The organism is Proteus sp. HMSC14B05, from assembly GCF_001808035.1.
Taxonomy (GTDB): Bacteria; Pseudomonadota; Gammaproteobacteria; order Enterobacterales; family Enterobacteriaceae; genus Proteus; species Proteus mirabilis.
The window spans coordinates 66,645-79,286 of sequence record NZ_KV791979.1; the positions used below are offsets into that span (position 1 = coordinate 66,645).

14 protein-coding genes are annotated in these 12,642 nt (G+C 39.8%); 3 read left to right on the top strand and 11 right to left on the bottom strand.

The annotated features are described in order from the left end of the window. Positions 1–2 precede the first annotated feature (2 nt). The 10 genes from flgK to flgB all read right to left on the bottom strand — a co-directional run bounded on the left by flgK (position 3) and on the right by flgB (position 9,142). Positions 3–1,646 (bottom strand): flagellar hook-associated protein FlgK, encoded by a 1,644-nt coding sequence (gene flgK / locus HMPREF3129_RS04485; RefSeq protein ID WP_070486835.1) that lies wholly within the window; start codon positions 1,644–1,646, stop codon positions 3–5. Positions 1,647–1,764: 118 nt separating this feature from the next. Next, positions 1,765–2,751, bottom strand: a complete 987-nt coding sequence (flgJ, locus tag HMPREF3129_RS04490) for a flagellar assembly peptidoglycan hydrolase FlgJ (RefSeq protein ID WP_004243530.1) — start codon at positions 2,749–2,751, stop codon at positions 1,765–1,767. Then, positions 2,751–3,857 (bottom strand): flagellar basal body P-ring protein FlgI, encoded by a 1,107-nt coding sequence (locus HMPREF3129_RS04495; RefSeq protein ID WP_070486838.1) that lies wholly within the window; start codon positions 3,855–3,857, stop codon positions 2,751–2,753. Before HMPREF3129_RS04495 ends, flgJ begins: the two co-directional genes overlap by 1 nt. A gap of 14 nt (positions 3,858–3,871) precedes the next feature. Further along, on the bottom strand, positions 3,872–4,615 hold the full coding sequence (locus tag HMPREF3129_RS04500) for a flagellar basal body L-ring protein FlgH (protein ID WP_004243532.1): 744 nt from the start codon (positions 4,613–4,615) through the stop codon (positions 3,872–3,874). A 62-nt stretch (positions 4,616–4,677) separates the two neighbouring features. Continuing rightward, positions 4,678–5,460 carry a flagellar basal-body rod protein FlgG gene (gene flgG, locus HMPREF3129_RS04505; protein ID WP_004243533.1) on the bottom strand — a complete coding sequence of 261 codons (783 nt, stop codon included), beginning with the start codon at positions 5,458–5,460 and terminating at the stop codon, positions 4,678–4,680. A gap of 19 nt (positions 5,461–5,479) precedes the next feature. Beyond that, positions 5,480–6,235, bottom strand: a complete 756-nt coding sequence (locus tag HMPREF3129_RS04510) for a flagellar basal body rod protein FlgF (protein WP_004243534.1) — start codon at positions 6,233–6,235, stop codon at positions 5,480–5,482. Between the two features lie 21 nt (positions 6,236–6,256). Further along, positions 6,257–7,477: a flagellar hook protein FlgE gene (gene flgE, locus HMPREF3129_RS04515; RefSeq protein WP_004243535.1), complete on the bottom strand. Its 1,221-nt coding sequence runs from the start codon at positions 7,475–7,477 to the stop codon at positions 6,257–6,259. Positions 7,478–7,505: 28 nt separating this feature from the next. Beyond that, the gene (locus tag HMPREF3129_RS04520) at positions 7,506–8,306 is read right to left on the bottom strand and encodes a flagellar hook assembly protein FlgD (protein ID WP_036918557.1); all 801 of its coding nucleotides are present in this window, start codon (positions 8,304–8,306) and stop codon (positions 7,506–7,508) included. Between the two features lie 12 nt (positions 8,307–8,318). Then, positions 8,319–8,723: a flagellar basal body rod protein FlgC gene (gene flgC / locus HMPREF3129_RS04525; protein ID WP_004243537.1), complete on the bottom strand. Its 405-nt coding sequence runs from the start codon at positions 8,721–8,723 to the stop codon at positions 8,319–8,321. Positions 8,724–8,728: 5 nt separating this feature from the next. Beyond that, positions 8,729–9,142 carry a flagellar basal body rod protein FlgB gene (flgB, locus tag HMPREF3129_RS04530; protein WP_004243538.1) on the bottom strand — a complete coding sequence of 138 codons (414 nt, stop codon included), beginning with the start codon at positions 9,140–9,142 and terminating at the stop codon, positions 8,729–8,731. Positions 9,143–9,351: 209 nt separating this feature from the next. Here flgB and flgA point away from each other — a divergent pair, with 209 nt between their 5' ends. From flgA to HMPREF3129_RS04545, 3 genes are all read left to right on the top strand, one after another. Continuing rightward, positions 9,352–10,008, top strand: a complete 657-nt coding sequence (gene flgA, locus HMPREF3129_RS04535; RefSeq protein ID WP_004243539.1) for a flagellar basal body P-ring formation chaperone FlgA — start codon at positions 9,352–9,354, stop codon at positions 10,006–10,008. Positions 10,009–10,434: 426 nt separating this feature from the next. Then, positions 10,435–10,734, top strand: coding sequence for a flagellar biosynthesis anti-sigma factor FlgM (gene flgM / locus HMPREF3129_RS04540; RefSeq protein ID WP_004248342.1), 300 nt, complete (start codon positions 10,435–10,437; stop codon positions 10,732–10,734). Positions 10,735–10,748: 14 nt separating this feature from the next. Next, positions 10,749–11,186 carry a flagella synthesis protein FlgN gene (locus HMPREF3129_RS04545; protein WP_223805438.1) on the top strand — a complete coding sequence of 146 codons (438 nt, stop codon included), beginning with the start codon at positions 10,749–10,751 and terminating at the stop codon, positions 11,184–11,186. A 150-nt stretch (positions 11,187–11,336) separates the two neighbouring features. Here the strand turns inward: HMPREF3129_RS04545 and HMPREF3129_RS04550 are convergent, their stop codons facing one another. Beyond that, a complete protein-coding gene (locus HMPREF3129_RS04550; protein ID WP_036918559.1) occupies positions 11,337–12,602 on the bottom strand; it encodes a two-partner secretion domain-containing protein in 1,266 nt (421 codons plus the stop codon). Positions 12,603–12,642 lie beyond the last annotated feature (40 nt).

Here is a 12,642-nt window from a genome sequence, read left to right on the forward strand (position 1 = left end):
GTTTATAAGACCTGCATAATCGCATCAAACATGGTATTTGCAGTTTGAATAACTTTTGCATTTGCCATGTAATACTCTTGGATACGATACATTTCGCCGTATTCTTCACCCAAGTTGACCCCTGAAACCGATTGTTGCTGTGTTAAAATACTGCTGGTGATCGCATTTTGCGCATCATAATCAACTTGCGCAGTATTCACTTTATTACCCACCATACTTATTAGTGAGCCATAACCACCAGCAATTGTTGCTTTACCATCGATAAGTTTTTCATCGGGTAATTCGAACAATTTTTTCATGTTCTCATTATCACTAGGTCCAGAGTCTTTTGTACCCGCGGCAGCTATTTTGCTTGGATCGCTGATTGCAACACTCATTCCTGCAATCACGTTGCCTACAGATTGAACAACGATAGAATCGCCCTCTTGTGCAGCTCCATTGACTTTGATGCTCATTCCTTCGAATTCTAATTCACCCGTTGTTGTATTAGGTGTTGCTGTAAATTTACGATTCCCCGGCTCTACAGTGACATTCCATTTACCACCTTCATACTTAACCGTATAATCCGCAGCTTTAACTTCTCTTGTGTCAGTGTATTTGACATCGAAAGTCGCATCACCTTTGTTCTTACCATTAGGCATGGTATGTGCCCCACCTAGGTTGAAGAACTTATCACCTTTATCGCCGTTTAAATCAAAACCTTGCTCATGTTGTTTATTAAATTGATCGCCCAACACTAAAGCTAATTGGTTTAATTGATTTCGGCTGGCATCTAATACTTCATTACGGCTACGGTAAGCGCCACCTAATTCACCGCCATTAATACGTTTAGCATCAACTTCACGGACTTCATCAATACCGTTGCTATAACCAACAACAAGGCGTTCACTGTTTTTACTGGAAGGAATAGCAGAGACTTCATAAGAGCGCGTCCCCGCAACAAGAGGAAGACCATTGGCAAAGCTGACATTAACAAACCCGCCATCTTGTTGGGTCACTTGTACATCAACTAGCGTATTTAGCTCTTGAATTAAGCGGTCGCGTTGGTCGAGCAGATCATTAGGCTCGGCACCATTAAAACCTTGTGAGCGGCTAATTTCTTGATTTAATTTAGCTATCTGCTTGGAATATTCATTAATATTCTTAGTGGTATTAGTGACTTGGCTATTAATGTCTTTTTCGAGATCGCGTAATGATTGATCCGCTTTGTTAAACATATTCACCATTGCTTCCGCTTTACCCAGTATGGTGGTACGAGCTGGGTTATCTTCCGCATTGTTCGTTACATTAGGTAAGCTGGTAAAGAAGTCATCAATTGCACTGGAAACATCATTGCCTTTATCCGCTAATAAATTATTTATTTGCGAGATATTTTTGTTATAGCTATTTAAAGCACTCTGTTTTGTTACCGCACGATTCATTTGCCCCGCAAGGAACTCATTATATTCGCGATGAATACGACTCACATTAACACCATTTCCAATATAACCATTACTGGTCATCGTGCCACCGTTTTCATTAAATACGGTCATTTGACGGTTATACCAATTTACTTTTTGGTTAGCGATATTATTACTAATTGTGCTCATCGCAGCTTGTGCTGCATTAAGCCCGCTCATCGCTGTATTAATTAAATTGTTGGACATTTGTCTATCCTTTTACGTTTAGTCATCTCCTGTATGTTCGGAGCATAACTAGGCAATTGATATGGATGCTCTGCTATTTGTTATCGGTTATTCCCCTCTAAACTTGAGGGGAGAATAGTTAAAAGAGTTCACTTAAATCATGGGTATAAGTTTTCGCAACTTGCTCACCCTGTCCCTTTAATTGCCCTATAATAGAAACAAGTTTTTTGGCATACCCCGGATCGGTTGCATAACCGGCTTCTTGAATATGATAAGCAGCCTGTTCTGGTGTTTTGGCTTGCGGTACTTTGGCATAGCGCGGGCTTTCCGTAAGCAATCTTAGATAATCTTGGATAGCCTCCACATAAGAGCCGTAGACACGGAAATTATCACGCATCTTGATCGATTTACCGTCAATCACTTCCGTTGTCATAATATTGGTAACAGGCCCTTTCCAATAACGCCCCGCTTTAATACCAAACAGGTTGTAGCTCGGTTTTCCATCACCCGTTAAAATTTCTCGTTTACCCCAGCCAGATTCTAGTGCCGCTTGTGCTACAACTAAAAGATGATGAATACCTGTACCTTGTGTCGCTTGTTTAGCAGGCCCTAACAATTTAGCGGCAAAAGAAGCGCTACTTTCAGACAATCCTTTTAACTTGCCTACCGTACTTTCAACTGCATTTTGTAACGGTTGCATCGCACGATAGAGCTGGCCTAATGCTTGTGTTGGCATTGATTGAAAAATATCACTGCTGTCTAATGGCATCGGCGTTTTACCGGCCAGTTCGCTCGGTTCCATCGTTACTTTAGCTGACAGTTGTTTTTCAATCATGTCAGCAAACCCCAAGCCTTTTTTGGATAAATCTTGAGCAATTTGCTGATCATAAAGAGAGGTGTACATTTTAGTGCTTTCTGAATTGAACATACTCTCTTGTGGAATAGCTTCACGCATACTTTTTAACATCATTTGCACAAAAACCCCCTCAAGTTGCTGCGCCACTTGGCGCAGTCCTTGCTGATCGGCATTTTGTCCAACCTGATATTTAAGTTTATTCAATGCGTTACTATCATATGCCGGCGTTGAAATATTCGGCATTGAAGAAAGCAGAGATAACTCTTTCATCAGATAATCTCCAATCTCGCCCGTAAACAACCCGCACTTTCCATCGCTTGTAATATCGACATGAGATCTGTTGGGGTCGCACCTAGCGCATTGAGTGAACGGATCACTTCATTGAGGCTAGCACTGGCGTTGACTTTTTGTAATGAACCACCCTTTTCATTGACATTAACACTCGTATTACGTGACACAACTGTACTACCACCTGCAAAGGGGGTATTCGGTTGACTCACATTCACTTGGCTATCTACCGTAACAGATAAGTTGCCTTGTGCGATGGCACAACTACCTAATACCACATCACGGTTCATTACAACGGAACCTGTTCTTGCATTGATAATCACTTTAGCATCAGCAATAACTCGTTTTACCTCAAGGTTTTGCACATCAGCTAAGAAACGAACTTGTTCACTTTTACCAAGAGGTACACGTAATTGCACCGTACGGGCATCAAGAGGAAGAGCCGTTCCTACCCCTCGTAGTTTATTAATCGCATCAGCAATACTTTGTACTAGCGTGAAGTTTTCTTCGTTAAGCTGTAAGTTTAATAATCCCGTTTGACCAAACTGAGAAGGTAACTCACGCTCAATAATGGCACCGTTACTAATACGTCCACCCGCTAATTGATTGACTTTTACGCTGCTGCCCCCCGCAGAAGCACCAGAGCCACCGACAATAATATTCCCTTGGGCTACCGCATAAACCTGACTATCTACCCCTTTAAGTGGGGTCATCAGTAACGTACCACCTCGTAAGCTTTTGGCATTACCTAATGAAGAAACAACCACATCGATAGATTGTCCAGTACGTCCAAAAGGAGGTAGTTTTGCTGTCACCATTACTGCTGCGACGTTTTTTAACTGCATATTAGTGCCCGCAGGTACGGTGATCCCCAATTGTGAGAGCATGTTATTTAGACTTTGCGTGGTAAAAGGTGTTTGCATGGTTTGGTCACCCGTACCATCGAGGCCGACAACCAAACCATAACCAATCAGCGCATTTTCTCTTACCCCTTCAACCGAAGTAAGATCTCTGATCCGTTCGGCATGGGCAGAAAAGCCGACACATGTCATCACGATAAAGAAAAGGCTAATCGCTAATTTTTTCATCTAGATCCTACTCGTTAAAAAGGTGATACATTTAAGAAGAAACGTTGTAGCCATCCCATGGATTGCGCTTCATTAATATAACCGTCTCCGATATATTCAATACGCGCATCAGCAACTTGGGTTGAATTGACCGTGTTTGAGCCACTGATAGTGCGCGGATTCACAACGCCTGAAAATCGAATAAATTCAGTGCCTTGGTTTATCGCAATTTGTTTTTCACCCACAACGTGTAGATTGCCATTTGCCAATAACTGATCAACCGTTACCGTAATAGTGCCTTTAAAGGTGTTATTCGCATTAGCACCACCTTTACCACCGAACTCACTGTTTCCTTCCATGCCCATATCAGTACGGCTATTCCCTAATAATCCTTCTAAGAACCTTGGTGTAATAGAAGCAAGGAAACCGGCTTTACCATTGCGACTGGCATTCGCCGACGAGTTTTTACTGGCACTGACATTTTCTTGCAAGGTGATAGTCAATGTATCGCCAATATTTCGCGGTCGCCTATCTTCAAATAATGGCTGATAACCAAAATAAACCGGCTGAGTAGCCTGAAAAATAGAGCCATTAGGTGCTGGTGTGGTAGGCGCAGTAGGTATTGCCGTGGTGTGTCCTTCAACCAATGGTTTTTTCGGTATCTGAGCGCACCCTGCTAGTGTCAGTACCAACAGGGCGGTACCTAAACGTTGATGACGACGCCATCTGACACTAAGCTTGCTTGCCCCAGAATTGTCAGTAATGACCTTTGTATCCATCTTCGATACTCTTTTAGTAATACGCCTGACAGAAATTCTGTCAGGCTAATGAATCAACGAAATTAGAGTTGCGTGAGTTTCTGTAACATCTGATCAGAAGTTGAAATCGCTTTACTATTAATTTCATAAGCACGCTGAGTTTGGATCATATTGACCAATTCTTCCGCGACATTAACGTTAGAGGTTTCAACATATCCCTGATATAACAAGCCTGCACCGTTAATACCCGGCGCATTTTCAGTGGGTGCTCCGGAGCTGGCTGTTTCTAAGTACAGATTTTCCCCAACACTTTCTAACCCGCTATCATTAATAAATGTGGTGAGGGTTAATTGTCCTACTTGTTGAGGTGCAGGCGATCCTTCAATCTCCACACTGACAATACCATCACGACCTACCATCACCTTTTTAGCGGTTTCTGGCAAAATAATCGCTGGGACGATTTGAAAGCCACTGGAGGTCACTAATTGCCCATTTTGGTCCATTTGAAAAGAGCCATCACGAGTATAAGCATCCGTACCATCAGGTAATTGAACATGGAAAAAACCTTGCCCTTTGATAGCAACATCACGCGTACCATTAGTTTGGGCTAAATTACCTTGGCTATGTAAACGTTCTGTCGCCACTGGGCGAACACCAGTACCAATTTGTAAACCAGAAGGCGCATTCGTCTGCTCGGATGTCATCGCTCCCGGTTGACGAATAGTTTGATAGAGTAAATCCTCAAAAACCGCACGCTGGCGTTTAAAACCATTTGTGCTGACGTTTGCGAGGTTGTTGGAAATCACATCCATGTTAGTTTGTTGTGCATCCAACCCTGTTTTAGCAATCCATAAAGAACGGATCATGGTTTTCCCCTTACACTATTTAACTCATTGATAGCAATTGGTTAGCGCGTTGCGCATTATCATCTGCACTGTGGATCACCTTCATTTGCATTTCGAAACGGCGGGCATTGGCAATCATATCGACCATGGCTTCAGCAGGATTGACGTTGCTACCTTCTAATACACCAGCAAGGACTTTGACGTTATCGTCCGCAGGTAACGTTTCACCCACTCGTGCTGTACCTTGAGGTGATAGGTGAAATAGACCATCATCGCCTCGTACCAAATCATTTTGTTCTGGCTTCACCATTTTTAGGCGACCAATTTGCCCTAGCATTTTTGGTGGATCGGTAGGGACATGAGCTGTGACAATGCCGTTATTAGCAATGCTAATTTCCGCTTGTGGTGGCACTTCAATTGCGCCATTATCGCCCATCAAAAGACGCCCTTGTACCATCAACATGCCATCAGCGTTACGCTCAATATTGCCGTTTCGGGTATACGCTTGCGTACCATCTTCAAGTTGAACAGCCAAATAGCCATTATCACTTAAAGCAACGTCCATCGGTCTGCCGGTGTAATTCATCGTTCCCTGACGCTGATCACTACCGGGCGTTGACTCGACGGTAAGTGTACGCGTCGGTAAGGTTTCGCCATTGATAGGTACGGCTCGCATCGCACTAAGTTGCGCTTTAAACCCTGGTGTTGATGCATTTGCTAAATTGTTCGCCACGACAGCTTGGTTTTCCATTGAGTGTCTGGCACCGCCCATCGCGGTATAAATCACATGATCCATAACAGATGATTTCCTGCGTTATTAGCGCATGCTAACTAGTGTTTGCAGGATCTGATCCTGAGTTTTGATAGTCTGCGCATTAGATTGATAGTTACGTTGAGCAACAATCATGTTAACTAACTCTTGGCTCATATCTACGTTAGAGGCTTCTAAGGCATTGTTGGTTAATTTACCGAATACGCCAGAGCCTGCCACACCAACAATGGGTGAGCCTGAACCATTGGTTTCAGACCACATATTGTCACCTTGTGAACTTAAGCCACCAGGATTGGCAAAGTTAGCTAATGCGATTTGACCAACCACTTGGCTTTGTTGGTTTGAGTAGGTCGCCATAATGGAACCATCTGGCTCAATACGGAAATTGGTAAATTCCCCTGCTTGGTAACCATTTTGCGCGAGTTTAGAGACACTTGATTCAGCGACTTTTTGCTGCGTACTACCACTAAAGTTCATTTCCATATCCATGGGTTGTGAACCTTTATAAGCAACGGTAGTAAAGTTTTTCAGCTTAGGTGCTGTTTCATCTAATACCCCGTTATCCTTATAAACTAATTTACCCAGATCTTGTGCTGGCTCACCTGTTGTGGTGTCTTGAGCATAAACACTCCATTCGTTATCTTTGGTTTTAACAAAGAATAAGTTCAGGTTATGTTCATTACCTAAGCTATCGTAGGTTGTCACGTTAGTACTAAAGTTATAAGAATCGTTATCTTTGGGATCAAATTTATGTGTTGTTTGATCGATAGCCTCTTCAGCTGAATTCAAGTTAACCGTCATATCCATTTTATCGGTTGCACTTGCATTCATCATATCGGTAGGAATAATGATAGGCGTTGGTGTTGCCCCTTTTTGTACTACATTTTTACCGTCTACGTTTTGTACTGGATAACCTGTAATACGCATGCCTTGCATATTAGTGAGATAGCCGTTTTTATCTTTGCCAAATTCACCATTACGTGAATAGAAAACGCCACCGTTACTATCTTCAATACGGAAGAAACCACCACCAGAAATCGCCACATCGGTTGGGCGGTTAGTAGTAGTGATACTACCATCTTTAAAGTTTTGGCTAATGCCTGATACTTTTACACCAAGCCCTGCACCAGAGCCGGCAAAAACATCGGCAAAAGAGACTGTTGCCCCCTTAAAACCGTAGGTTGCAGAGTTTGAGATATTATTACCAATAGTATCTAAATTAGCGGCTGCTGCATTTAAACCACTGACTGCTTGAGAAAAGGACATGCGCCCTCCATTATTGAATTAATGTTGATTAAAAAACTTTACGAATTTCGTCCAATGAAACGATGACACCGAGGCCAACATCAAGATGAGGTTTTCCCTCTTTCATAGAAACGGAATTGACTATCGCACTTTTAAGTGTTTTTACTGGAACTTGAGCATCATTAAATGTGGCATTTACTGTAAATTGATATTTTCCAGTAGGAACTTTATTACCATCATCATCAGTGCAATCCCAAAAGAAGTGATAAACATCCGGCAGAATTTTTGAATTCATTTCGATCGTGCGAACTTTAGCCCCACTACTATCAGTAATATTGACTGTAAGCGTATCTATTGGACTAAAGGATTCAAAACCAAAAGCGCTGGAGAAGATATTTTCATTATCTGTCGCATCAGTAGATGCACGTAACTTACCTAATTTAGTATCAGGTGTTGTATCTTTATCTGTATCTTTATCTGTATCAGATCCAGCGTTTTCACCATTATTAATCTTATCAACGCTGATTTCATTACCGGCAATCATCACCATATGATTAACCAATGAGGTCGCACGTAATGCCTGACTTTGGTCAATTTGCCCAACAATGGTATTGACTGTTTTATTTAGCGTCTCTATCCCTTCAACCGTAGAAATCTGTGCTAACTGTGACGTTAACTCATTATTCTGCATTGGATTGGTGGGATCTTGGTTTTGCATCTGCGTGATAAGCAACGTCAGGAAATTACCTTTAATATCATCACTCCCCCCTTTTTTAGTGTGGTAGGATGAAGGCGCTTCCCCGATAATGGTATTATCAGTAGGTTCATTCATTGAGGCAGAAATACCCACAATTTATTCTCCCTATTGACCTATCATTAACGTTTTTTGCATCAGCGATTTCGCTGTATTCATCACTTCAACGTTAGCCTGATAACTTCTTGACGCCGAAATGGTGTTGATCATTTCACCGACTACATCGACATTAGGCTTACGCACATAGCCTTTTTCATCTGCAAATGGATTTCCTGGCTGATATTCCATACGAAAGGGGGTCGGATCATCCACTACTTGCGTAACATGAACACCACCAATATCTTGACCCGCAGGCGCATTCACTTGAAAAACCACTTGTTTTGCACGGTAAGGTTCACCATCAGGCCCCACAACGCTATCTACGTTGGCCATATTACTTGCACTGACGTTTAAACGTTGTGATTGTGCTGAAAGTGCAGAACCTGAAATATCGAAAATACTAAATAAAGACATACTCTTTATCCTTGTTGCAATACAGCCATCATGCTTTTAACTTGAGAGTTAATAAATGTCACATCTGCCTGATATTTAACGCTATTATCGGCAAAATTACTCCGTTCCATATCCATATCGACCGTGTTACCATCCATCGATGTTTGATGAGGAACCCGATAAAGCAAATCAGCCTCTAAGCGATAACCCGGCTTAATAGGAATATGCCGTTCTGATGTCATTGTTAGTTGCAATCCATGACTACCAGTACGCCCGTTTTCCATGGTTTTTTTCAACTCAGCTGCGAAATCAATATCCCGAGCTTGGAAGCCTGGCGTATCAGCATTGGCAATATTTGCCGCCAAAATTTCTTGGCGTTTATTACGTAGTGAAAGCGCTTCTTGTTGAAAATGAAACGTATTTTCTAATTTATCGAGCATCTTCTATCCTTGGTGGCTAAACCACTCACCTCAGCTGATAAAACAATTTCAGTTAACAGAATAAACGCTCAAAAAAAAGATGATTGGAGGAATAGGGGTAAATTGAATTGCTATTTATGCGTTTAAGGTATGTGAAGAGGATGTACACTATTTTGGCTAAATAAGTTTAACCACACCATTAGCATAAACTTTATAAGGTGATACAAACTATGTCTGTTAGAACGTTTATCGGTGTTATTTCTTTTTTCTTTATAGTAAATAGCGGTATAGCCAATCCCCTACCCGAAGCGCTACAGCAATTTTTCCAAACGCGCCACCACAAAGACGATAAAGTCACCGTAACCGTTTTAACCCCAGAGGATAAATGGCCACATTGCCAACAACAAGAAATCCTACAGCATGCAGGCTCTCGCAACTGGGGACGTCTTTCTATCCCCATTCAGTGCGATAATCAACGTCGTTTTATACAAGTAGATGTGAGTGTTTATGGACAATATTTAGTCGCTAAAAAAGAGATTAATCGTGATGATGTAATAACAAAATCTTCGATTAAGATCATAAAAGGAGATTTAGAAAAGCTACCTTATGACGTGTTAAGAGATGCTGTTTTTATTAAAAATGCCATTGCTATGCGCCATATTGCGACCGAAAAACCAATAACATCAACTATGGTTCGTCGCCCTTGGGCCATTTTAGCGGGGCAGACTGTAACGGTTTTTGCACAAGGTGATCACTTTCAAATCCGTTATGAAGGAAAAGCGATTAACAATGCCGTTGCCAATGAAAGTATTCGTATACGGGTCAAATCAGGGCAAATTATTACTGGTGAAGCGCTGGAAAATGGCTCTGTGCGTATCCCCTTGTAATACATTAATGATAACAATTAAAGGTAACGATAAGCAGAATAAGCCTATATTAAATGACTTGTTAACCGTTTTAATGATAGCAAGACAAGGTAAACTCTCTTGCACTATAAGTTGAATAAAAACGCTGCTTGTAGACTAGTGCTAATGAGTACGCTACAGCTTGAAGTATGACGAAAAAATACTCTAAATAATTCAAGTTGTAGCTAGGCGGCAAGCGAATGAGTTGCTAAGAGCATACATAAGTATATGACTAGTGCGAATGAGTGACGCCAACAACGCTACAGCTTGAAGTATGACGAGTAAGATAACATTAAAGTTTATATCTACACTGCCGATATAAAGCTACAAGATGATAGGCGAAAACACATAGGTTGTTTACAATGGCTTCATCTGACAATTAATTGATGCCTAACAAAGGATTTTCCTATGAGTATTGAACGCACAAATCCACTTATCCCAATCACGGCCATTTCTCAGCGTAACCTTAATGAAGGTGCCCAAGAAGCACGAAAAACCGGTAATACGCAAACAAAAGCAATGGCGGGTGATACTTCTGTGAAACTAAGTGAAGCACAGAAAAAATTAGTTCAACCTAGCAATCAAGACATCAATGTCGAGAAAGTTGCCCGTTTAAAAGCAGCGATTGCCGATGGAACATTAACAATGGATAGCAGCAAAATTGCGGAAGCACTTTTCCGAGAAGCTGCTGAAAGCATAACTAAATAATATTAAAGATTATGATGGAAGAACTCCGCCAGACCTTAGATCTTCAGTTATCACAGCTCAATACCATTGCGGGTATTTTACGTGCTGAGCAACAGTTATTATGTGCAGGAAGTATTGATATCAATAAGCTGCATGAACTAACTGAACAGAAGAATTTTGTATTAACAGCCCTAGGTCATACCGATCAAAAACGTCAAATACTCAGTAAACAAGTTGGTATTGATAGACCCTATCAAGGACAGCCTTTTTTAGCTGATTTATGGGGACAACTGGTTGATCTAACGGAAGAGTTAAAACATCTTAATCAACACAATGGCTTATTGTTAGAGCAACATATTACTCGCAATAGTGAAACGCTACATTTTCTACAGAAAAATCATAGCCCAACACTTTATGGTGCAGATGGACAAGCACAGCGTTCAATATTAGCTGGGCGAAAAATACAAATATAATTTTCTTTTATAATTAAAGAATAGTCCCTGTATTATCTCAATATAATACAGGGAGTATTTTATTTAATATATTGATTTATATGTAACAACCTTCAGATAAATATTGAATTAGCGTTAGGATTTAAATCGATAGTAATAATTAAAATAGCCTTATTTGTATTCAGTATAATCTATAATAGTTGATCTACCTAATTTATATTTTGTTCCCCCCTCTAATTTTAATCCCTCTGTTCCTATTAACAAGTTTTTACCTTCAATATCAACTTTATCATCATTTAATTGTAATATAATACGACCATCCCCCTGGATTTTACCACCAAGAGATATACTATCCTCAGCGACAATATGAAAAACACTATTATACGACAATGATATATTACCTATTCCTATGGTTCCTAGGGTTCCTACTCTTCCATATAAATAACTATCATCAATATTAAATGTTCTATCTAAAAGCAACGTATCCGCTTTCATAAATAGAATACTATTTTTAACATTAAATGATGAATTATTAAGATAAGAAGAATAATTATAAACCATTACTTTTGATTGTTTCGTCCCATCATAAACTGTTCTATATAAATTATCATCTTGATTTATATTTATGTTTCCTATGTTAATCAAGTTATAAGACTCATGATTTAGTGACAAAGTATTTATATTACCATAATTATAAATGTCACCCTTTTTTGTTTTTATTATTAAATATCGACTATTTATTCCTGCCTCTGTCCTTAACAAAAAATGGCTGTATTTATTATAATCATTTTTAGCTCCAAGATTAAACTCACTTAACCCCATATCAAAACGAATATATTCAGCATTTAAATCACCTTTAATCAAGTCTATATCATTAGAGATAATATTTATTATTCCAGATGAAATATCTTTATAATTGCGATGAATATGCATATGTTCATTTTTATCTAATTTATTTCTCATATCAAAAACAACACTCGAATCTATACCAGCTATAGTGAATGTCTTAGAAAATTTCCCTGTACTGCTTCCAGTAATTAACTTAACATCATCAATTCCAGAGAAAGAACAATCATGACAAAAAATTCCATTAGGATTAGCTATAACTACTGTTGCCTTTTTTCCTTGTAACTCAAGCTCACCTCTTAGAGTTGAAAACTCTTTAGAAACAACCTCATTAATAATTAATTCTGCTTCAGCATTATTTTTTAATGATAAACCAAAATCACCAACATCAAGACGATCATAATAGATATGGGCGGTACCATTTTGATTAGTATTTATCACTTCAATTTGTGTTTTCCCTGTGTCATCATTAATAGATACTTTTGCATCTGATAATGAATCAGAATGTAAAATAACATCTTGATGAGCATAACAAGATAATGAAATAAATACAGATAACAGTGAGACAGTAAATAGAGCGTTTTTTTTCATGGACATTTCCTTTGGTTTTAAAACTGATTATCATAATTAG

Coding starts and splice junctions, on each gene's coding strand:
- flgB (WP_004243538.1), bottom strand. CDS start 9,142: ATGCTCGATAAATTAGAAAATACGTTTCATTTTCAACAAGAAGCGCTT.
- HMPREF3129_RS04510 (WP_004243534.1), bottom strand. CDS start 6,235: ATGGATCATGTGATTTATACCGCGATGGGCGGTGCCAGACACTCAATG.
- flgE (WP_004243535.1), bottom strand. CDS start 7,477: ATGTCCTTTTCTCAAGCAGTCAGTGGTTTAAATGCAGCAGCCGCTAAT.
- HMPREF3129_RS04550 (WP_036918559.1), bottom strand. CDS start 12,602: ATGAAAAAAAACGCTCTATTTACTGTCTCACTGTTATCTGTATTTATT.
- flgM (WP_004248342.1), top strand. CDS start 10,435: ATGAGTATTGAACGCACAAATCCACTTATCCCAATCACGGCCATTTCT.
- flgA (WP_004243539.1), top strand. CDS start 9,352: ATGTCTGTTAGAACGTTTATCGGTGTTATTTCTTTTTTCTTTATAGTA.
- HMPREF3129_RS04500 (WP_004243532.1), bottom strand. CDS start 4,615: ATGGATACAAAGGTCATTACTGACAATTCTGGGGCAAGCAAGCTTAGT.
- flgC (WP_004243537.1), bottom strand. CDS start 8,723: ATGTCTTTATTTAGTATTTTCGATATTTCAGGTTCTGCACTTTCAGCA.
- flgK (WP_070486835.1), bottom strand. CDS start 1,646: ATGTCCAACAATTTAATTAATACAGCGATGAGCGGGCTTAATGCAGCA.
- flgJ (WP_004243530.1), bottom strand. CDS start 2,751: ATGAAAGAGTTATCTCTGCTTTCTTCAATGCCGAATATTTCAACGCCG.
- flgG (WP_004243533.1), bottom strand. CDS start 5,460: ATGATCCGTTCTTTATGGATTGCTAAAACAGGGTTGGATGCACAACAA.
- HMPREF3129_RS04495 (WP_070486838.1), bottom strand. CDS start 3,857: ATGAAAAAATTAGCGATTAGCCTTTTCTTTATCGTGATGACATGTGTC.
- HMPREF3129_RS04545 (WP_223805438.1), top strand. CDS start 10,749: ATGGAAGAACTCCGCCAGACCTTAGATCTTCAGTTATCACAGCTCAAT.